This window comes from Streptomyces sp. NPDC042102 (assembly GCF_055582305.1).
On record NZ_JBVJDL010000001.1, the window covers coordinates 136,075 to 154,784 of the forward strand.

Here is an 18,710-nt window from a genome sequence, read left to right on the forward strand (position 1 = left end):
CCCGCGAGGACCGCGCGCACCGGCACTCCCGGGGCGCCGCTGGCCCGCCACTCCTGCCGCTCCTGCTGTTCCCGCCGCTCCTGCTACTCCTGCTTCTTGCGGCGTGTGCCGAAGACGATCTCGTCCCAGCTCGGGACCGCCGCCCGGCGGCCCGGGCGGACGCCGTCCGCCTCGGCCTGCCGGTCCGTCGTCCCCGTCAGGCGGTCCCGGTGGCCCGCGACCGTACGCGGCATGAGGACGTCGGCGTACGCCGCGCCCGCCGATGCCGCCGCGGCGGCCGGGGGCTCCTCCGCCGCCGGTTCCTCGGTGTCGGGCTCCGCCGAGGGGCGCTCCGGTACGACCAGGTCGCCGCGGAAGCTCGGTACCGCCTCCAGCAGGCTGGTCAGCGTGTCGCGCTCCTCCTCCGGCTCCGGGGCCGGCGCGGGCGCGCGCTCCAGCTGACGGTCCAGGGTCCGGTCCAGCGGCCGGTCCCGCGGCAGACGCGCGATCCGCGGCACGAACGGGAAGCTCGGCTCCGGGGCCGCGGGCAGGTCGTCCGCCTCGCCGATCAGGGAGCGTGCCTCGTCGTCGACCGCCACGACCAGCCGGCGCGGCGGGTCGTACGTCCAGCTCGCCGAGTGCGGTTCGCCGGCGACCCGGTAGACGAGCAGCACCTCCCAGGTGCCGTCGTCGCGGCGCCAGGAGTCCCACTGCACGGAGTCCTTCTCGGCCCCGCGCAGGGTCAGTCGCTCCTGCACGGCCTCGCCGAGCTGGGGTCCGGTGTTCTCGCCGGGACGGCGCACGGGGGTCTTGCGGGCCCGCTCGGCCATGAAGGCGCGCTCCGCGAGCACCGGTCCCTCGAAGCGGCGTACCCGGTCGACGGGGATGCCGGCGAGCTGGGCGACCTCCTCCGCGGAGGCACCGGCCCGTATCCGGGCCTGGATGTCGCGGGGCCGGAGGTGGCTCTCCACCTCGATCTCGATCTGGTTCAGCCGGGCACGGTCGTTGCGTACCGCCGCGCGCAGCCGTTCGTCGATCGGAAGCGTGTACTCCGTGCTGTCCGCAGCCTTGAGCACCAGTCGTGTGCCGTCATTGGAGACGGCCACGACACGCAGTTCGGGCATGGGGACCTCCCGGGTGGTGCCTGCCGACGTCACGTGCGTCGCTGCTTCCGCTAGTCGAGTGTGGCCTGCCCGGGTGCAGCCTGCCACAACCTTGCCGAGTTAAACCGGCGTGTCGGGCAAGCGCCCTTGATCGCCGTTATGGCACGGTTACCTGTTGGCCACATACAGTGACCGACGGTCACTCTCTGCATCAGGCGTCCGTGCGGTGCCGCGGCGCCGCCGGTTTCGAGTGCCGCTTCCCTGCCATTCGGCCCCGTCTCCCGGGTCCGGACATCCGCAAGGAGGGACGGCCCCAGGGCTCGCCACAGTACTCCATTCGGGCCACCTGGGTGGACCGCCGCGCCGCCGAAGTTGTCGCGGGCGCGGGGAGTTGAGCGATCAACATTCCGCTCGGACCTGGGACTGCGCCCGATTTCGGGTGTCTTGTTTCACAGAATCCACAGAAATGGAACTATCCGTTTCGCCCATCTGTCAGTAACTGCTGTAACCGGTGAAGCAGGGGTTGGAGATGGGTCGCAAGACGTCACGGAGCACGTGGAGCAACAACGTGCCGCAGGAGGAGGGGAAGGACGGCGCGGAGGGCGCGAGGAAGAAACTCGACCTGAGCGCCACTCAGGTCGCGGGCAGTTCCCTGGCCACCGTCGCGGCCGCCCTGCTCGCCTCGGAGCTCGGCGTGTACGGGACGATCCTCGGCGCCGGTGTGGTCAGCGTCGTCGCCACCGCCGGCGGACCGGTCATCCAGCACGTCTTCCGCCGTACCGGGGACCAGATACGCGAGAGCGCCCGCCCCCGGTCCCGACGGGCACCGGCGGCGGACGCCCCGCCCCAGGAGCCGGTGCCCTCCGGTGAGTTCGGCGCCGCCACCACCCACGGCACCCGGGTGCGCGGCTGGCGGCGGACCGCCGTCGCGGCGGGCGCGGCGTTCGCCATCGCGCTGGGCGGCATCGCCACCGTCGAGGCGCTGACCGGCGGTTCGGTCGCCGACCGGCCCCTGTACACGGCCGTCACCGGAGGTTCCGGCCACCAGGGCGGGGGCGGCTCGAAGGACGAGCGGCCCGAAACCCCCCGGCCGGGCGGCACGCCCGACCGGGACACCGGCGCCACCCCCGGATCCGGCGGTTCCCCGGACCCGGACCGGCCGGGGGGCAGCACCCCCGGCCCCGGTCCGAGCCCGAGTCCCTCGCACTCCGGGCGGCCCACGCCCACGCCGACCCCGCCGGGCCCCGCGCCGACGACGCCCGGACCGGCCCCGACGACCGGGGCGCCCACGCCCGGCACGGACACCGGCGACGGCCCGGGGAACGCGCCGGGCGGGCGCAGCGCCCGCTGACCCGTCGTCCGTCAGTCGCCCAGCACCCGGCGCAGGTAGTCGTTGCCGAACACCCGGTCCGGGTCCAGCCGGTCGCGCAGCGCGGTGAACTCGCCGAAGCGCGGGTAGACCTCGGCGAAGTACTCCGCGTCCCGCGTGTGCACCTTGCCCCAGTGCGGACGCCCGCCGTGCGCGGTGAAGATGCGCTCGGCCGCGGTGAAGTACGCCTGGTAGGGCGTGCCCCGGTACATGTGCACCGCGATGTACGCGGTGTCCCGCCCGGAGGCGGTCGACAGCGCGATGTCGTCGGCGGGGGCCGTGCGCACCTCGACGGGGAAGCTGATCCGCAGCCGCGAGCGGTCGACCATCGACCGGAGTTCGCGCAGCGCCGCGACGACGTGCTCGCGCGGCAGGGCGTACTCCATCTCCACGAACCGCACCCGGCGCGGGCTGGTGAACACCTTGTACGGGATGTCCGTGTACGTCCGCGCCGACAGCGCGCGGCTCGCGACCCTGGCGATCGTCGGGATGGTGGCGGGCACCGCACGGCCCAGGGAGTTGACGGCCTGGAAGACGCCGTTGGAGAGCAGCTCGTCCTCGATCCAGCCGCTGACCGCGCCGTTCGGGGCCGCCGGGCCGGTGCTGCGGTTGTTGCGCTTGGTGTTGCAGTTGCCGGTGTGCGGGAACCAGTAGAACTCGAAGTGCTCGTTCTCCGCCCAGTGCTGGTCGAACTCGGCCGTCACCTGCTCGAAGGCCATCGGCTCCTCGCGGGCCGTGAGCAGGAACAGCGGCTCCACCGCGAAGGTCAGCGAGCTGACCACGCCCAGCGCCCCGATGCCGACCCGGGCGGCCGCGAAGACCTCGGGGTTCTCCTTCTCGGAGCAGACCAGCAGTTCGCCGTCGGCCGTGACCAGCTCCATGGCGCGGAGCTGGGCGGCGATGGAGGCGGAGTCGCGGCCGGTGCCGTGGGTGCCCGTGCTGGTGGCCCCGGAGACGGTCTGCTCCATGATGTCGCCCATGTTGGTGAGCGAGAGCCCCTGGCCGGCCAGGGCCAGGTTGAGGTCCTTCAGGGCGGTGCCCGCGGCGACCGTGACGGTCCCGGCGGCCCGGTCGATCCGCTGGATCCCGGCCAGTGCCTGCGGCCGTATCAGGACACCGTCGGTGGCGGCCGCCGCGGTGAAGGAGTGGCCGGTGCCCACCGCCTTCACCCGCAGTCCGTCGGAGGCGGCCCGGCGGACCGCCTCCTGAAGCTCCCCGACCGAGGTCGGGCTCACCACCCGCGCGGGGGTGGCCGAGACATTCCCCGCCCAGTTACGCCACGCGGTCCCGTACTTCGTTGCTGTCGCCGTCCCCATCGGTAGAGGGCTCCTCCCCTAGCGCCGGCCTCGTCAGCCGGCGGTAACCCGCGAACGCCACCGCCGCCGCGGCCGCCCCCGACGCGATGGAGACGACGTACCCGGTCCTCGCCCCCGCCGCGTCGATGACCCAGCCGGCCACGGAGGAGCCGAGCGCGACGCCGACCGCCAGCCCGGTGCTCGTCCAGGTCATGCCCTCGGTCAGCTTCGCGCGTGGTACGTGCGCCTCGATCAGGGCCATCGTGGTGACCATCGTGGGAGCGATGGCGAGGCCCGAGACGAAGAGCGCCACGGCCAGAAACGGAAGGTTCCCGGCCAGTAGGAGGGGGATCATACTCACGGCCATCGCACATACGCCCAGTACCCAACGGAGTTCGGCCCGACCCTTGAGATGCAGCAGGCCGAAGACGATGCCCGCCAGGCAGGAGCCGAGCGCCCAGATGGCGAGGATGAAGCTGGCGGCGGCCTTGTTGCCCTGCTCCTCGGCGAAGGCCAGGGTCACCACGTCGATGGAGCCGAAGATCGCGCCGGTGGCGACGAAGGTGGCCACGAGCACCTGCAGGCCGGGGGAGCGCAGCGCCGAGCCCTTCTCGTGCTGCTTCTCGCGCGGGTGCGGGGCGGGTTCCGTGCCGCGCTGGGCGGTCAGCAGCCAGGTGCCGACCAGCAGGCAGACGGCGGCGACCAGCGGTCCGGCCTCGGGGAACCAGGTGGTGGACAGCCCGATGGCCAGGATCGGGCCGAAGATGAAGCAGACCTCGTCGATGACCGACTCGAAGGAGTACGCGGTGTGCAGCTCGCGCGGGGAGTCCCGGTAGATCGCCGTCCAGCGGGCCCGGATCATCGAGCCGATGCTCGGGACGACACCGGCGGCCGCGGCGAAGACGAAGAGGGTCCAGTCCGGGAGGCCGTTCGCGGCGGAGAGCAGCAGGCCCGACACGGCCGCGACGGCGATGAGGGTGGCCGGGCGCAGCACGCGCCGCTGTCCGTACTGGTCGACCAGGCGGGAGACCTGCGGGCCCAGGACGGCGGCGGACAGCGCGAGGGTGGCGGTGACCAGACCGGCGAGCTTGTAGCGCCCGGTGATCTCGGAAATCATCGTGACGATGCCGATGCCCACCATGGACAGCGGCATCCGGCCTATGAAGCCGGCCGCGCTGAACGCCTTGGTGCCGGGGGCGCTGAATATCGCGCGGTAGGGACTGGGCAAGGGGCCCTCCGTAAGGGACGTGGATGGCCCATACAGGTTACGGCCGCACCGACGGCACCCGCACGGGGGACAAGTCATCGGAGCGGGCCGGGAGCCCACCCAGAAGTAAGGTTCACCTTACCTGCGGCCGGAGATGTCCAGCTGGTGAGGCCGGTTACCGACGGTGGGCGCCGGGTGGCAGGATTCTGGACATGTCTGACCAGCTCCCGAACCGCGCCACCGGCGAGGGCGGCCCGGCCCGCCCGTACGACGCCCTGCTCCTGCTGTCCTTCGGGGGGCCCGAGGGCCCCGACGACGTCGTGCCGTTCCTGGAGAACGTCACGCGCGGCCGCGGCATCCCGCGCGAGCGGCTCAAGGAGGTCGGACAGCACTACTTCGGCTTCGGCGGCGTGAGCCCGATCAACGCGCAGAACCGGGCCCTGCTGGACGCGCTGCGCAAGGACTTCGCCGGGAACGGGCTGGACCTGCCGGTCTACTGGGGCAACCGGAACTGGGCGCCCTACCTGACCGACGTGCTGCGCGAGATGGTCCAGGACGGCCGCCGCCGCATCGCCGTCCTCGCCACCAGCGCGTACGCCTCGTACTCGGGCTGCCGGCAGTACCGCGAGAACCTCGCCGACGCGCTGGCGACCCTCGCCGGGGAGGGCCTGGAGCTGCCGCGGGTGGACAAGCTGCGGCACTACTTCAACCACCCCGGTTTCGTGGAGCCCATGATCGACGGGGTGCTCGCGGCGCTGGAGTCGCTGCCCGACGCCGTCCGCGCGGGCGCGCACCTGGCCTTCACCACCCACTCGATCCCCACGGCCGCCGCGGACACCTCCGGCCCCGTCGAGGACCACACCGAGGGCGGCGCGGGCGGGGCGTACGTCGAGCAGCACCTCGACGTCGCCCGGGTGATCGCCGACGAGGTCGCCGTACGGACGGGCCGCGCGCACCCCTGGGAGCTCGTCTACCAGTCCCGCAGCGGCGCGCCGCACATCCCGTGGCTGGAGCCGGACATCTGCGACCACCTGGAGGCCGAGCACGCCGCCGGCGCCCCGGCCGTCGTCATGGTGCCCATCGGCTTCGTCTCCGACCACATGGAGGTCCTGTACGACCTCGACACGGAGGCCACCGCCAGGGCCGCCGAGCTGGGCCTGCCCGTGGCGCGCTCGGCCACGGTCGGCGCGAGCCCCGTTTTTGCCGCGGCCGTGCGCGAGCTGGTCCTGGAACGGGCCGCCAGGGAGCGCGGAGAGGCGGCCGCAGAGTGCTGGATCGGCACCCTGGGCCAGAGCCACGACCTGTGCGCGGTGGGCTGCTGCCCCGCCCGGGCCCCGCGGCCGGCCGCCGCGGGCGCCGACAGTCCCTACGCCTGAGGAGCACCTCCGTGACCGAGGAACACGCCGTGACCGACGCACTGAAGCAGGAGCTGCTGGAGCTCGCCCTGGAGGCCGCCCGGCAGGCCGGCGCGCTGCTGCGCGACGGCCGTCCCGACGACCTCGCGGTGGCCGCCACCAAGACCAGCCCGATCGACGTGGTGACCGAGATGGACCTCGCCGCCGAGAAGCTGATCACCGGCTTCCTCGCGGAGCGGCGGCCCGCGGACGGGTTCCTCGGCGAGGAGGGCGCGAGCAGCGAGGGAACCAGCGGCGTGCGGTGGGTCATCGACCCGCTGGACGGCACCGTGAACTACCTCTACGGGCTGCCGTCCTGGGCCGTCTCCATCGCGGCGGAGTTCCACGGCGAGGTGGTCGTGGGCGTGGTCGAGGCGCCGCTGCGCGGGGAGACGTACCACGCGGTGCTGGGCGGCGGCGCGTGGCTGGGCGGCGTACGGATGTCCTGCCGGGAGGCGGCGCCGCTGGACCAGGCCCTGGTGGCCACCGGCTTCGGCTACCTCCAGACCCGGCGGGCGCACCAGGCCGAGGTCGCGGCACGGATCATCCCGGTGGTCCGGGACGTCCGGCGCGGCGGTTCGGCGGCGGTTGACCTGTGCGACGTGGCCGCGGGCCGGCTGGACGGCTACTACGAGCGCGGGCTGAACCCCTGGGACCTGGCGGCCGGGGACCTCATCGCGCGGGAGGCGGGCGCGGTCACCGGCGGCCGGCCCGGGCGGGCGGCCTCGGGCGAGCTGGTGCTGGCGGCGACCCCGTCGGTGTTCGCCGCCCTCCAGCCGCTGCTGGAGGACGCGGGGGCCTGGCACGACGGCGACGCCTGAGCCCGGCGCGGGCCCCGGCGCCGACCGGCGCGGGTGAACGCACGGACGCCGGGCGGGCCGTGTGGCGGCCCGCCCGGCGTCCGTACCGTGCGAGAAGGGCGCCCGGGGACGCACGAAGGCGTCCCCGGCGCCGGTATCAGCCGCAGGCAGCGGCCGTGACCTGTACGCCGTGTTCCGCGGCGAGCCGGTGGAGATCGTCCAGCTCCGCCTGTTCGACCTCCGCGAGGAAGTCGTCGCCGGCTTCACGGGCCTGAAGGAGGTCCGACTGCGTGGCTTCGATGCGCTGCAGGAGACCCGCGGTGAATGCGTCCATGGTGGTGCGCCCCCTCTTCGTGGGTCGGCGGCGGCTACGAGGGACGTGGCACGCCGCTGTCAGGGAGTGGTCGGGGTGTGCTGACGTCCTCCCCGGCACCCTGGGCGCAGAAACCTCGTGAGGCGAGGGAATCCTCGCCTCCGCCCCCTCGGACCCCCTCCACTTGCGTCTTACAGCCGGTTTACGGCCGAAACCGGCAGGATGGATGACGCAATACACGTGTGCCCTGGAGGGCTCGGAGGAAGGAAATCGACGTGCGCGTACTCGTCGTCGAGGACGAGCAGCTGCTCGCCGATGCGGTGGCCACCGGACTGCGCCGGGAGGCCATGGCCGTCGACGTCGTCTACGACGGCGCGGCCGCCCTGGAGCGCGTCGGGGTGAACGACTACGACGTGGTCGTGCTCGACCGGGACCTCCCCCTGGTGCACGGTGACGACGTCTGCCGCAAGATCGTGGAGCTGGGCATGCCCACCCGCGTGCTGATGCTGACCGCGTCGGGCGACGTGAGCGACCGTGTCGAGGGCCTGGAGCTCGGGGCGGACGACTACCTTCCCAAGCCGTTCGCCTTCAGCGAGCTCACCGCCCGGGTGCGCGCGCTCGGCCGGCGCACCACCGTGGCCCTCCCGCCCGTACTGGAGCGGGCCGGCATCAAGCTGGACCCGAACCGGCGCGAGGTCTTCCGCGAGGGCAGGGAGGTGCAGCTGGCGCCCAAGGAGTTCGCGGTGCTGGAGGTCCTCATGCGCAGTGAAGGGACCGTGGTGTCCGCCGAGCAGCTGCTGGAGAAGGCGTGGGACGAGAACACCGATCCGTTCACCAACGTGGTGCGGGTGACGGTCATGACGCTGCGCCGCAAGCTGGGCGAGCCCCCGGTCATCGTGACCGTGCCCGGCTCCGGCTACCGGATCTGACGCGGGTGGCCGCGTCCGCGGCGCCACACCCGGCGCCACCGAAGCCCACCTGGGACCCCGGCCAGCCCGAGGGTCCCTTCCCTTGGCTGAGACCGACCATCCGGATACGGCTCACGCTGCTGTACGGCGGGATGTTCCTGATCGCCGGCATCCTGCTGCTGTCGATCATCTACCTGCTGGCGGCGCAGGCCCTGCGGGAGGGCAACGCCCTCACGTTCAAGATCCTCAACGTCACCGGCGGCCGGATCGAGGTCTCCAGCCCGACCTGCCCGGGCGTGGGCACCAACCAGCCGCTGGACGAGTTCAACGCCGCGATACAGGCCTGCACCCTCGACCAGCGCAAGCACGCCCTGGACGACCTGCTCAGCCGCTCGCTGATGGCCCTCATGGGCCTGAGCGTCATCGCCTTCGCCTTCGGCTACGCGATGGCCGGCCGGGTGCTCTCGCCGCTGGGCAAGATCACCCGGACCGCCCGCCGGGTGGTCGGCTCCGACCTGACCCGGCGCATCGAGCTGGACGGGCCGGACGACGAGCTCAAGGAGCTCGCCGACACCTTCGACGAGATGCTCGACCGGCTGGAACGGGCCTTCACGGCCCAGCAGCGGTTCGTCGCCAACGCCTCGCACGAGTTGCGGACCCCACTGGCGATCAACCGCACCCTGCTGGAGGTGCACCTGTCGGATCCCGGCGCTCCCGTGGAGCTCCAGCAACTGGGCAAGACCCTGCTCGCCACCAACGAGCGCAGCGAGCAGCTGGTCGAGGGCCTGCTGCTGCTGGCCCGCAGCGAGAACCAGATCGTCGAGCGCAAGCCCGTGGACCTGGCCGAGGTGGCCTCGCGCGCCCTCGACCAGGCGCGCGGCGAGGCCGACGCCAAGGGCGTCGAGATACGCGGCGAGCGGGCTCCGGCGGTGGTCCAGGGCAACGGGGTGCTGCTGGAGCGGATCGCGTTGAACCTGGTGCAGAACGCCGTGCGGTACAACGTGCCGGAGGGCGGCTGGGTGGACGTGGCGACCGAGGTCCAGCACGGCCAGGCGGTGCTGGTGGTCTCGAACACGGGTCCCGTGGTTCCCGCGTACGAGATCGACAACCTCTTCGAGCCCTTCAGGCGGCTGCGTACGGAGCGAACGGGCAGTGACAAGGGTGTGGGGCTCGGCCTGTCGATCGCGCGTTCCGTGGCGCGCGCACACGGCGGGCGGATCCACGCGGAGCCGCGCGAGGGCGGTGGCCTCGTGATGCGTGTCACCCTGCCCATCTGACCCACCCGTCACGGTTTCGCCCACGGCTGAAATTCCGTGACCGAGGGGTGGGCGGAATGTGTGTGATCGATCACATTGTCGAGTGCTCGGTCATGCGCGTTCCGTGACCTCTGAATGGTCGGAAAGCCCGGGAAAGTCCGGGTTTCCGGCCCCCCAATTGGCGGGAAATACCAGGGGTGGCGCTCGTGCACGACGGGTGCCAGACCGTGTACGGTCCCGCTCGACATCACAGCTGATCGCTCCTTCAGGCGTGCGGCTGGGTGTCGATTGAGTAACAGACCTTGATGTGAGGCAAAATCTCCGCCTCAGGTCGGGCACAAGTCCGGCCTCTCGCGCGTTACGTGCGCTGAGACACCGCTAACACCCAGAGGGGGAGAGCGAACAATGGCAACGGACTACGACACCCCACGCAAGACCGACGACGATGTCGACAACGACAGCATCGAAGAGCTGAAGGCCCGGCGCAACGAGAAGTCGTCCTCGTCGGTCGACGTCGACGACTTCGACGCCGCCGAGGGCATGGAGCTGCCCGGCGCAGACCTGTCCAACGAGGAACTGGCCGTCCGGGTGCTGCCCAAGCAGGCCGACGAGTTCACCTGCATGAGCTGCTTCCTGGTCCACCACCGCAGCCAGCTGGCACGCGAGAAGAACGGCCAGCCGATCTGCCGCGACTGCGACTGAGGACGTCGGCCGTGACGGGCTCGACGCCGTTTCGGAAGCGACGCTTCCGTAGGCAGGACACTTCGGTGGAGACGTACGTGGAGACCCCGGGCCCGGAAACGGGCCCTGGAGCCGCGGGCGAGCTCGCCGTGACCTCGGATGCCGGAGCCACGCTCCCGTCGGCCACGGGGGCCGACGAGGCGCCTCGGCGCGCGTCCGCGGGCCGACGGCTGGAGGCCGCTGTCAGGAACGGCGTGCGCAGGAGCCGGGAGGGCGCGAAGGCGGCGATCGTCTATCTCGCCGACCGGATCATCGAGAACGCCCCGCGCGTTCCGGTGCGCGACCTCGCGACCTTGCGCGCGCAGTTCCCGGGCCTGGGCCCCGACGAGCTGGCGGACAAGCTGATCGCGGGCGCCGCCAACGCCACCTCGACCGTCGGCGCGGGCATCGGCGCGGCGGCCATGCTGCCCGTGCCGCCCGCGATGCCGGCCGAACTGGCCGCGGAGGTCACCTCGGTCGCCGCGATCGAGCTCAAGCTCATCGCCGAGCTCCACGAGGTCTACGGGCTGCGCCCGCCCGGCGGTCTCAAGGACCGCAGCATGGCGTACCTGACCTCGTGGACGGAGGAACGCGGGGTCGACCTCACCAAGCCGACCACGCTGAACGCGGCACTGGGCGGCCAGATGAAGCGCGAGCTGCGCCAGCAGATCACCAAGCGACTGGTGCGCAACCTGCCGAACCTGATGCCGTTCATGGTGGGCGCGGCCGTCGGAGCGGTCATGAACCGCCGCGACACCAAGAAGGTCGCCGAGAAGGTGCGCCGCGACCTGCGGGCCCACGCCGTCGCGTGGGACGCCCTGCCCCCGCTGCCGCCCCTGGAGCGGCCCGAGCACCCGCTGCCCCCGCCGGGCGGCGCGCACTACCTGGAAGGGCCGGCCTGAACCGGGCGGGCCCCTTGCGCCGGGTGGGCCCTACAGGGCCCTTTCCCGGCCTTCCCGAGGCCGTCTCCCGGCCTTCCCGACGCCGTCAGGCGCTCTGCCCCTCGGTGTCCCGCTGCTCCTCGCCGGTCCGCCCCTCGGCGGCCTGCTCCCCGGCCCCCTCACGGGCCCCCTCACGCCCCTGCGCCTTCGCCGCGCGGATCGCCGCCGCCAGCGCCCGCGGCTCCCGGGTCGAGAGGTAGACGTACGGGGTGGGATCGGCCGGGTCGGTGATCTCGATCCGGACCGCCGTCGGGACGTAGCTGCGCATCACCATGAACGCGCGATTGTCCGCCTTGTACGTGCGCCAGGCGCGCGCCTCCTCGGCGTCGAGCACCTCGGGCTCCCCCAGCGCCGCCACCGGGATCCGGGCGTCACCGGCGGCCAGTGAGCCGTTCACCACGCGCACGCGCACGGAGCCGTACGTGCTGACCAGCAGCCCCGCCAGGGCGGTGCCGCCCACCAGGCCGGCCAGCAGCGGCAGCGTGCCCAGCGGCAGCATGATCAGCGCACCCGCCAGGCCGACGAGCAGCGCGATCACCCACCAGGCGCGCGGGGCGGTCAGGCGTTCGTCATGGTGCACGGGCGAGAGCTGCATGCCCCCAAGCTTGGCACGGGGCGACCGGCGGGTAGCCGCGCGGGTAAGGTCTGCGGCTGTGAGTGGACGAAACCCAAGCCTGACGCCGCCGGCCGACGCGGCGCCGCCGGTCCGGCACCCCGACGCCCCGGCCCCCGGCGAGCTCCTCGGTGCGCACTACGCGCACTGCTTCGGCTGCGGCGAGGGCCAGCCCCACGGCCTCCACCTCCAGGCGAGGGCCGGCGAGGGCGTGCGCGTCACCGCCGAGTTCACCGTCAAGCCCGCCCACCAGGGCGCCCCGGGCCTGGCCCACGGCGGCGTCCTGGCCACCGCCCTGGACGAGACCCTCGGCTCGCTCAACTGGCTGCTGCGCGTCATCGCCGTCACCGGCCGCCTGGAGACCGACTTCCTGCGCCCGGTGCCCGTGGACACCGTGCTGCACCTGGAGGCCGAGGTCACGGCCGTGGCCGGGCGGAAGATCTACTCCAGCGCCGTCGGGCGGATAGGCGGTCCCGAGGGTCCCGTCGCCGTCCGCGCCGAGGCGCTCTTCATAGAGGTCAAGGTCGACCACTTCATCGACAACGGACGGCCCGAGGAGATCCGGGCGGCGATGGCCGACCCGGACCAGGTCAGGCGCGCCCGCGCCTTCGAGGTGAACCCTTAAATGTCGCAGAACCATGCACCCGTCGACGTACTGATCAAGCGCGTCGACCCCGAGGTGCCCCTCCCCGCCTACGGTCACCCCGGCGACGCCGGCTGCGACCTGGTGACCACCGAGGCCGCCGAGCTCGCCCCCGGCGAGCGCGCCGTGCTGCCCACCGGGGTGTCCATCGCGCTGCCCGACGGGTACGCCGCCTTCGTCCACCCGCGCTCGGGCCTGGCGGCCCGCTGCGGGCTCGCGCTCGTGAATGCCCCGGGGACGGTGGATGCCGGGTACCGTGGGGAGATCAAGGTGATCGTGGTCAATCTCGACCCGCGCGAGAGCGTCCGGTTCGAGCGCTTCGACCGCATTGCCCAGCTGGTTGTCCAGCGGGTCGAGAAGGTGCGCTTCCACGAGGTGGCGGAGCTTCCCGGCTCGGCCCGGGCCGAGGGGGGTTTCGGCTCCACCGGCGGTCATGCGGCCGTGGCCGGAATCGGCGCTGGTCAGCAGGGTGGGAATGGCTACGCTTCGGTCGTATCCGACCGGGAAGGACAGTGACGTGTTCGGACGTCGCAAGAAGAACAGCTCCGTCAAGGACGGTGGCGAGACCGAGCAGGTCGTCGACGGCGTCGGCACGGACGAGGAGCAGGATGCCGATGAGACCGACGTGGCCGAGCCGCGCCGGGTGAACCTGCCGCCTGCCCCCCGCCCCGACGGCCCGTGGGACGTCTCCGAGGTACCGGGGAACCCCGCCGACGGCCGGGTCGACCTGGGCGGCATTCTCGTCCCGGGTGTCGAGGGCATGGAGCTGAGGGTCGAGGTCGCCGGCGACGCGATCGTCGCCGCGACCGTGGTGCTGCGCGACAGTGCCGTGCAGCTGCAGGCGTTCGCCGCGCCGAAGAAGGAAGGCATCTGGGGCGAGGTCCGCGAGGAGATCGCCACGGGTATCACCCAGCAGGGCGGCGTCGTCGACGTGGTCGAGGGCCCGCTGGGCTGGGAGCTGCGCGCGCAGGTCCCCGTACCGCTGCCGGACGGGCAGACCGGTGCGCAGCTGGTCCGGTTCGTCGGTGTGGACGGTCCGCGCTGGTTCCTGCGCGGCGTGATCTCCGGCCAGGGCGCGGTGCGTCCGGAGTCGGCCGGTCTGCTGGAGCAGATCTTCCGCGACACCGTCATCATCCGGGGCGAGGGCCCGATGGCCCCGCGCGACCCGATCGTCCTCAAGCTGCCGAACGACGCGCAGATGGTGCCGGACGGTGTGCAGACCGAGGACGCCGAGGGCTCGCGCTTCTCCGGCGGCATGGGTCAGCTGGAGCGGGGCCCGGAGATCACCGAGGTCCGCTGAGCCGGTCGGCTCGATCGGCTCCTGACGTCAAGGCGGCGGCCCGTACTCCCCGGGGGGTGCGGGCCGCTCGCCGTCGTGCGCGGAGACCCGGAGAGCGCTGTGAGCGCCGTGTCAGGGATCCGTATGGGATCTCGTCCCGGCCGCCCCCACGTGCGTGGACGGGCGGAATGTCCCTGAGAATGGGCCCATGGGACGCGGCAGGCTTCGGATCTATCTCGGCGCGGCGCCCGGTGTGGGCAAGACGTACGCGATGCTGTCCGAGGCCCACCGCCGGGTCGAGCGCGGGGCCGACTGCGTCGTGGCCTTCGTCGAACACTACGACCGGCCGCGCACCGAGGTGATGCTGCACGGGCTGGAGCAGGTGCCGCGCCGGCGGCTCACCCACCGGGGGGCGTCCTTCACCGAGATGGACGTGGACGCGGTCCTCGCCCGGCGTCCCGCGATCGCGCTGGTGGACGAGCTGGCGCACACCAATGTGCCGGGCTCGCGCAACGCCAAGCGCTGGCAGGACGTGGAGGAGCTGCTCCAGGCGGGCATCGACGTGGTGTCCACCGTCAACATCCAGCACCTGGAGTCGCTGGGGGACGTGGTCGAGACGATCACGGGGGTGCGTCAGCGCGAGACGGTGCCGGACGAGGTCGTCCGGCGTGCCGACCAGATCGAGCTGGTGGACATGTCGCCGCAGGCGCTGCGCCGGCGGATGGCGCACGGCAACATCTACAAGCCGGACAAGGTCGACGCGGCCCTGTCGAACTACTTCCGTCCCGGCAACCTCACGGCCCTGCGCGAGCTGGCCCTGCTGTGGGTCGCCGACCGGGTCGACGAGTACCTCCAGGAGTACCGGGGCGAGCACAACATCCGCACCACCTGGCAGGCCCGCGAACGCATCGTGGTGGGCCTGACCGGCGGCCCCGAGGGCCGCACCCTCATCCGCCGGGCCGCGCGCCTGGCGGAGAAGGGCGCGGGCGGCGAGGTACTGGCCGTCTACATCGCGCGCAGTGACGGCCTGACGGCGGCCTCGCCGAAGGAGCTCGCGGTGCAGCGAACCCTGGTCGAGGACCTGGGAGGAACGTTTCACCATGTGATCGGCGACAGCATCCCCGCCGCCCTGCTGGAGTTCGCGCGCGGGGTCAACGCCACCCAGATCGTCCTGGGCTCCAGCCGCCGCAAGAGCTGGCAGTACGTCTTCGGCCCCGGCGTCGGGGCCACCGTCGCCCGCGAGTCCGGCCCCGACCTCGACGTCCACATCGTCACCCACGAGGAGGCCGCCAAGGGGCGGGGACTGCCCGTGGCCCGCACGACGGCCCGGCTCGGGCGGCCCAGGATCGTGGCGGGCTGGCTGGTCGGCGTGGTCTGCCCGGTGCTGCTGTGCCTGGTCCTGACGCACATGGACACCGACCCCGGCCTCGCCAACGACATGCTGCTCTTCCTGTCGCTGACGGTCGCCGCCGCCCTGCTGGGCGGACTGTGGCCGGCGCTGGCCTCGGCCGCGGTCGGCTCGCTGCTGCTGAACTACTACTTCGCGCCGCCCCTGCACCAGTTCACGATCTCCGACCCGCGCAACATCGTCGCCATCAGCGTCTTCTTCGGCGTGGCCGTCTCGGTGGCGTCCGTGGTCGACCTCGCGGCCCGCCGCACCCACCAGGCCGCCCGGCTGCGCGCCGAGTCCGAGATCCTCTCCTTCCTCGCCGGCAGCGTGCTGCGCGGCGAGAACTCCCTCGACGCCCTGCTGGAACGGGTCCGCGAGACCTTCGCCATGGAGTCCGTGACCCTGCTGGAGCGGGCGGGCGACGTCGATCCCTGGATCCCGGCCGGCAGCGTCGGCCCCCACCCCGCCGCCCGCCCCGAGGACGCCGACGTCGACATGCCCATCGGCGACCACATGGCGCTGGCCCTGACCGGCCGGGTGCTGCCCGCCGAGGACCGGCGCGTGCTCGGCGCCTTCGCCGCCCAGGCCGTCGTGGTCCTGGACCGCCGGCGCCTGGTGGACGAGGCCGACCGGGCCCGCCGGCTCGCCGAGGGCAACCGGATCCGTACCGCGCTGCTGGCCGCCGTCAGCCACGACCTGCGGACCCCGCTGGCCTCCATCAAGGCCTCCGTCAACAGCCTGCGCTCCGACGACGTGGACTTCTCCGAGGAGGACCGGGCCGAGCTGCTCGCCGGGATCGAGGAGGGCGCCGACCGGCTCGACCACCTCGTGGGCAACCTGCTCGACATGTCCCGCCTCCAGACCGGCACCGTCACCCCGCTGATCCGGGCGATCGACCTCGACGAGGTGGTCCCGATGGCGCTCGGCGGCGTACCGGAGGACAGCGTGCTGCTGGACGTGCCCGAGAGCCTGCCCATGGTCGCGGTCGACCCCGGGCTGCTGGAGCGGACGGTCGCCAACGTCGTCGAGAACGCCGTCAAGTACAGTCCCGCCGGTGCCCCGGTCACGGTCTCCGCCAGCGCGCTGGGCGACCGGGTCGAGGTGCGGATCACCGACCGCGGGCCCGGCGTACCCGACGAGGCCAAGGACGCGATCTTCGCGCCCTTCCAGCGGCACGGTGACGCACCGCGCGGCGCGGGCGTCGGCCTCGGCCTCGCGGTCGCCCGCGGATTCGCCGAGGCCATGGACGGCACGCTCGCCGCCGAGGACACTCCGGGGGGCGGCCTGACGATGGTCCTCACCCTGCGCGCCGTGCGCCACGGGGCCCCGCCCGACGATGCCCCGCCCGACGCCGCACCGCCCGACCAGCTCCTCGACGGTCGTCCCGACCGCTCGGAGAGCATCACGCACGCACACGACGACGACGTACGACAGAAAGCAGGCCCTCAATGACCCGGGTGCTCGTGGTGGACGACGAGCCGCAGATCGTCCGAGCCCTCGTGATCAACCTCAAGGCGCGCCGGTACGAGGTGGACGCCGCCGCCGACGGCGCGGGGGCCCTGGAACTCGCGGCCGCCCGCCACCCCGACGTGGTGGTCCTCGACCTCGGCCTGCCCGACATGGACGGCGTCGAGGTGATCAAGGGCCTGCGCGGCTGGACCCGCGTACCCATCCTCGTGCTGTCCGCCCGGCACTCCTCCGACGAGAAGGTCGAGGCGCTCGACGCGGGCGCCGACGACTACGTCACCAAGCCCTTCGGCATGGACGAGCTGCTGGCCCGGCTCCGGGCCGCCGTCCGCCGCGCCGAGCCGGGCACCGGCGCGGGGGAGGACGACGTGATCGTGGAGACGGCCGGGTTCACCGTCGACCTCGCCGCCAAGAAGGCCGTGCGCGAGGGGCGCGACGTACGGCTGACGCCGACCGAGTGGCACCTGCTGGAGGTGCTGGTGCGCAACAGCGGCAAGCTGGTGAGCCAGAAGCAGCTGCTCCAGGAGGTGTGGGGGCCCTCGTACGGGACCGAGACGAACTACCTGCGGGTCTACATGGCGCAGCTGCGCCGCAAGCTGGAGGCCGACCCCTCGCACCCGCGGCACTTCATCACGGAGCCGGGCATGGGATACCGCTTCGAGCGCTAGGTGGGGCGCCGGTACGCTTCCTGTATGAGTGCTGAACCGCGCCCCGAGAAGCCCGCGAAACCGGTCAGGCCGGCGGGCCGGTTCCGCCGGATGATAGAGCGGCTGTCCACCTCCCAGGAGGAGCTGCATTCGGCGGAACTGCAGGAGGACGCAGAAGCCGCGGGGTGCACGCGGATCTGCGACTGCCACGACCGCCAGATCGTCAAGGTGACCGGTACGCTGCGCACGGTCACGCTGCGGCCGAGGGCAGGGGTTCCGGCGCTGGAGGCGGAGCTCTTCGACGGCTCCGCCGCGCTGGACGTCGTCTGGCTCGGCCGTCGCTCGATCGTGGGAATCGAGCCCGGCCGGCGCATGATCGCGTCCGGGCGGATCGCGATGAGCCACGGCCGACGGGTCCTCTTCAACCCCAAGTACGAACTCCGACCGCTCGGACAGGAGCACTAGCCGGTGACGTCATTCGACAAACCGACGCCTTCCCCGTCCCCCGGCTCCGCGCCGCAGGAGGACGGGCCCGACGTCAAGGCCGTGACCCAGGCGGCGCTCTTCGACGCCTTCGGCGGCATCCGGGGCACCGTGGAGACGATGCTGCCGGGTCTGCTGTTCGTGATGATCTACACGTTCAACAAGGACGTGCGGATGTCGGCGATCGCGGCGGGCGCGGTGGCCGTGCTGCTGGTGATCGTGCGGCTGGTCCGCAGGGACACCGTCAAGCACGCCTTCAGCGGTGTCTTCGGCGTCGGCGTCGGCGTCGCCTTCGCCCTCTTCACGGGCACCGCCAAGGGCTTCTACCTGCCCGGCATGATCTACGGCGCCAGCCTGGGCGTCGCCTTCACGGTCTCGGCGCTGGTGGGCTTCCCGCTGCTCGGGGTGGTGCTGGGCCCGGTCTTCCGGGAGAACCTCTCCTGGCGCACCCGCAACCCCGGCCGCAAGAAGGCGTACGTCAAGGCCTCGCTGGCCTGGGGTCTGATCTTCCTGGCCAAGTACGCGATCCTCTTCCCGCTGTACTGGTGGGGCGACGAGACGCAGCTCGGCTGGCTGCTGGTGGCGCTGAAGCTGCCGCCCATGGTGCTGGCCGTGTACTTCACGTGGCTCTTCCTGGCCAAGGCCCCGCCGCCGATCGACGTGATCGCGGAGTGGGAGGCCGAGGAGGAGGCGGAGAAGGCCCGCAAGGCGGCGGCGAAGGCCGCCGGGCGGGGCGAGGTGTAGGTCCCGGCCGTCGCGGCCGGGACGATGACGACGCAGGGGCGGGGGGGGCCCCCCGGGGCCCCCCCCCGGGGGGGGGCGGGGGGGCGGGCGGGGGGGCGCGCGGCGGGGGGGGGGGGGGCCCCGGCGGCGGCGGCGGCCGGGGGGGGCCCGCACCCCCGC

At 72.7% G+C, this 18,710-nt stretch carries 19 protein-coding genes; 14 read left to right on the forward strand and 5 right to left on the reverse strand.

The window, feature by feature from the left end:
- Nucleotides 1-83 precede the first annotated feature (83 nt).
- A complete protein-coding gene (gene sepH / locus ACZ6KO_RS00540) occupies nt 84-1,136 on the reverse strand; it encodes a septation protein SepH (protein ID WP_469298210.1) in 1,053 nt (350 codons plus the stop codon).
- Nucleotides 1,137-1,611: 475 nt separating this feature from the next.
- On the opposite strand from sepH, the gene ACZ6KO_RS00545 reads away from it, so the two are divergent.
- Entirely contained in the window at nt 1,612-2,433 is an 822-nt protein-coding gene (locus tag ACZ6KO_RS00545) for a hypothetical protein (protein WP_469298212.1), read from the forward strand.
- An 11-nt stretch (nt 2,434-2,444) separates the two neighbouring features.
- Here the strand turns inward: ACZ6KO_RS00545 and ACZ6KO_RS00550 are convergent, their stop codons facing one another.
- Nucleotides 2,445-3,767, reverse strand: coding sequence for a D-arabinono-1,4-lactone oxidase (locus ACZ6KO_RS00550; RefSeq protein ID WP_469298214.1), 1,323 nt, complete (start codon nt 3,765-3,767; stop codon nt 2,445-2,447).
- The gene (locus ACZ6KO_RS00555; protein WP_469298216.1) at nt 3,724-4,974 is read right to left on the reverse strand and encodes an MFS transporter; all 1,251 of its coding nucleotides are present in this window, start codon (nt 4,972-4,974) and stop codon (nt 3,724-3,726) included. Before ACZ6KO_RS00555 ends, ACZ6KO_RS00550 begins: the two co-directional genes overlap by 44 nt.
- Before the next feature lie 191 nt (nt 4,975-5,165).
- Between ACZ6KO_RS00555 and ACZ6KO_RS00560 the strand changes: the two genes are divergently transcribed.
- Nucleotides 5,166-6,329: a ferrochelatase gene (locus ACZ6KO_RS00560; protein WP_469298218.1), complete on the forward strand. Its 1,164-nt coding sequence runs from the start codon at nt 5,166-5,168 to the stop codon at nt 6,327-6,329.
- Nucleotides 6,330-6,358: 29 nt separating this feature from the next.
- Complete coding sequence (locus ACZ6KO_RS00565) at nt 6,359-7,168, forward strand: inositol monophosphatase family protein (RefSeq protein ID WP_469301422.1); 810 nt, start codon at nt 6,359-6,361, stop codon at nt 7,166-7,168.
- A gap of 136 nt (nt 7,169-7,304) precedes the next feature.
- Here ACZ6KO_RS00565 and ACZ6KO_RS00570 read toward each other — a convergent pair whose 3' ends face one another.
- Nucleotides 7,305-7,481, reverse strand: a complete 177-nt coding sequence (locus ACZ6KO_RS00570) for a hypothetical protein (protein WP_401450995.1) — start codon at nt 7,479-7,481, stop codon at nt 7,305-7,307.
- Between the two features lie 254 nt (nt 7,482-7,735).
- On the opposite strand from ACZ6KO_RS00570, the gene ACZ6KO_RS00575 reads away from it, so the two are divergent.
- The 4 genes from ACZ6KO_RS00575 to ACZ6KO_RS00590 all read left to right on the forward strand — a co-directional run bounded on the left by ACZ6KO_RS00575 (nt 7,736) and on the right by ACZ6KO_RS00590 (nt 11,246).
- Nucleotides 7,736-8,389, forward strand: a complete 654-nt coding sequence (locus ACZ6KO_RS00575) for a response regulator transcription factor (RefSeq protein ID WP_030154340.1) — start codon at nt 7,736-7,738, stop codon at nt 8,387-8,389.
- A 5-nt stretch (nt 8,390-8,394) separates the two neighbouring features.
- Entirely contained in the window at nt 8,395-9,645 is a 1,251-nt protein-coding gene (locus ACZ6KO_RS00580; RefSeq protein ID WP_469298222.1) for a sensor histidine kinase, read from the forward strand.
- A 384-nt stretch (nt 9,646-10,029) separates the two neighbouring features.
- Nucleotides 10,030-10,326, forward strand: a complete 297-nt coding sequence (locus ACZ6KO_RS00585; protein WP_030154344.1) for a DUF4193 domain-containing protein — start codon at nt 10,030-10,032, stop codon at nt 10,324-10,326.
- A gap of 11 nt (nt 10,327-10,337) precedes the next feature.
- A complete protein-coding gene (locus ACZ6KO_RS00590) occupies nt 10,338-11,246 on the forward strand; it encodes a hypothetical protein (protein WP_469298224.1) in 909 nt (302 codons plus the stop codon).
- Between the two features lie 85 nt (nt 11,247-11,331).
- On the opposite strand, the gene ACZ6KO_RS00595 is transcribed toward ACZ6KO_RS00590, so the two are convergent.
- Nucleotides 11,332-11,880 carry a DUF3093 domain-containing protein gene (locus ACZ6KO_RS00595; protein WP_469298226.1) on the reverse strand — a complete coding sequence of 183 codons (549 nt, stop codon included), beginning with the start codon at nt 11,878-11,880 and terminating at the stop codon, nt 11,332-11,334.
- Nucleotides 11,881-11,938: 58 nt separating this feature from the next.
- Between ACZ6KO_RS00595 and ACZ6KO_RS00600 the strand changes: the two genes are divergently transcribed.
- The 7 genes from ACZ6KO_RS00600 (at nt 11,939) to ACZ6KO_RS00630 (ending at nt 18,551) form a co-directional block, all read left to right on the forward strand.
- On the forward strand, nt 11,939-12,523 hold the full coding sequence (locus ACZ6KO_RS00600) for a PaaI family thioesterase (protein WP_469298228.1): 585 nt from the start codon (nt 11,939-11,941) through the stop codon (nt 12,521-12,523).
- Nucleotides 12,524-13,057: a dUTP diphosphatase gene (dut, locus tag ACZ6KO_RS00605; protein ID WP_469298230.1), complete on the forward strand. Its 534-nt coding sequence runs from the start codon at nt 12,524-12,526 to the stop codon at nt 13,055-13,057. It begins immediately after the preceding gene.
- Nucleotide 13,058: 1 nt separating this feature from the next.
- Entirely contained in the window at nt 13,059-13,841 is a 783-nt protein-coding gene (locus ACZ6KO_RS00610; protein ID WP_469298233.1) for a DUF3710 domain-containing protein, read from the forward strand.
- A 187-nt stretch (nt 13,842-14,028) separates the two neighbouring features.
- Complete coding sequence (locus tag ACZ6KO_RS00615) at nt 14,029-16,662, forward strand: DUF4118 domain-containing protein (protein ID WP_469298235.1); 2,634 nt, start codon at nt 14,029-14,031, stop codon at nt 16,660-16,662.
- A complete protein-coding gene (locus tag ACZ6KO_RS00620; RefSeq protein ID WP_469298237.1) occupies nt 16,659-17,345 on the forward strand; it encodes a response regulator in 687 nt (228 codons plus the stop codon). The genes ACZ6KO_RS00615 and ACZ6KO_RS00620 overlap by 4 nt, the downstream gene beginning before the upstream one ends.
- Nucleotides 17,346-17,369: 24 nt before the next feature.
- On the forward strand, nt 17,370-17,789 hold the full coding sequence (locus ACZ6KO_RS00625; protein ID WP_401450971.1) for an OB-fold nucleic acid binding domain-containing protein: 420 nt from the start codon (nt 17,370-17,372) through the stop codon (nt 17,787-17,789).
- Between the two features lie 3 nt (nt 17,790-17,792).
- The gene (locus ACZ6KO_RS00630; RefSeq protein ID WP_469298240.1) at nt 17,793-18,551 is read left to right on the forward strand and encodes a DUF3159 domain-containing protein; all 759 of its coding nucleotides are present in this window, start codon (nt 17,793-17,795) and stop codon (nt 18,549-18,551) included.
- Nucleotides 18,552-18,710 lie beyond the last annotated feature (159 nt).

What these genes read in the sequence shown, in the direction of transcription:
- ACZ6KO_RS00545 (WP_469298212.1), top strand. Translation starts at nt 1,612, where the DNA reads ATGGGTCGCAAGACGTCACGGAGCACGTGGAGCAACAACGTGCCGCAG.
- ACZ6KO_RS00550 (WP_469298214.1), bottom strand. Translation starts at nt 3,767, where the DNA reads ATGGGGACGGCGACAGCAACGAAGTACGGGACCGCGTGGCGTAACTGG.
- ACZ6KO_RS00560 (WP_469298218.1), top strand. Translation starts at nt 5,166, where the DNA reads ATGTCTGACCAGCTCCCGAACCGCGCCACCGGCGAGGGCGGCCCGGCC.
- ACZ6KO_RS00570 (WP_401450995.1), bottom strand. Translation starts at nt 7,481, where the DNA reads ATGGACGCATTCACCGCGGGTCTCCTGCAGCGCATCGAAGCCACGCAG.
- ACZ6KO_RS00585 (WP_030154344.1), top strand. Translation starts at nt 10,030, where the DNA reads ATGGCAACGGACTACGACACCCCACGCAAGACCGACGACGATGTCGAC.
- ACZ6KO_RS00595 (WP_469298226.1), bottom strand. Translation starts at nt 11,880, where the DNA reads ATGCAGCTCTCGCCCGTGCACCATGACGAACGCCTGACCGCCCCGCGC.
- dut (WP_469298230.1), top strand. Translation starts at nt 12,524, where the DNA reads ATGTCGCAGAACCATGCACCCGTCGACGTACTGATCAAGCGCGTCGAC.
- ACZ6KO_RS00615 (WP_469298235.1), top strand. Translation starts at nt 14,029, where the DNA reads ATGGGACGCGGCAGGCTTCGGATCTATCTCGGCGCGGCGCCCGGTGTG.
- ACZ6KO_RS00620 (WP_469298237.1), top strand. Translation starts at nt 16,659, where the DNA reads ATGACCCGGGTGCTCGTGGTGGACGACGAGCCGCAGATCGTCCGAGCC.
- ACZ6KO_RS00625 (WP_401450971.1), top strand. Translation starts at nt 17,370, where the DNA reads ATGAGTGCTGAACCGCGCCCCGAGAAGCCCGCGAAACCGGTCAGGCCG.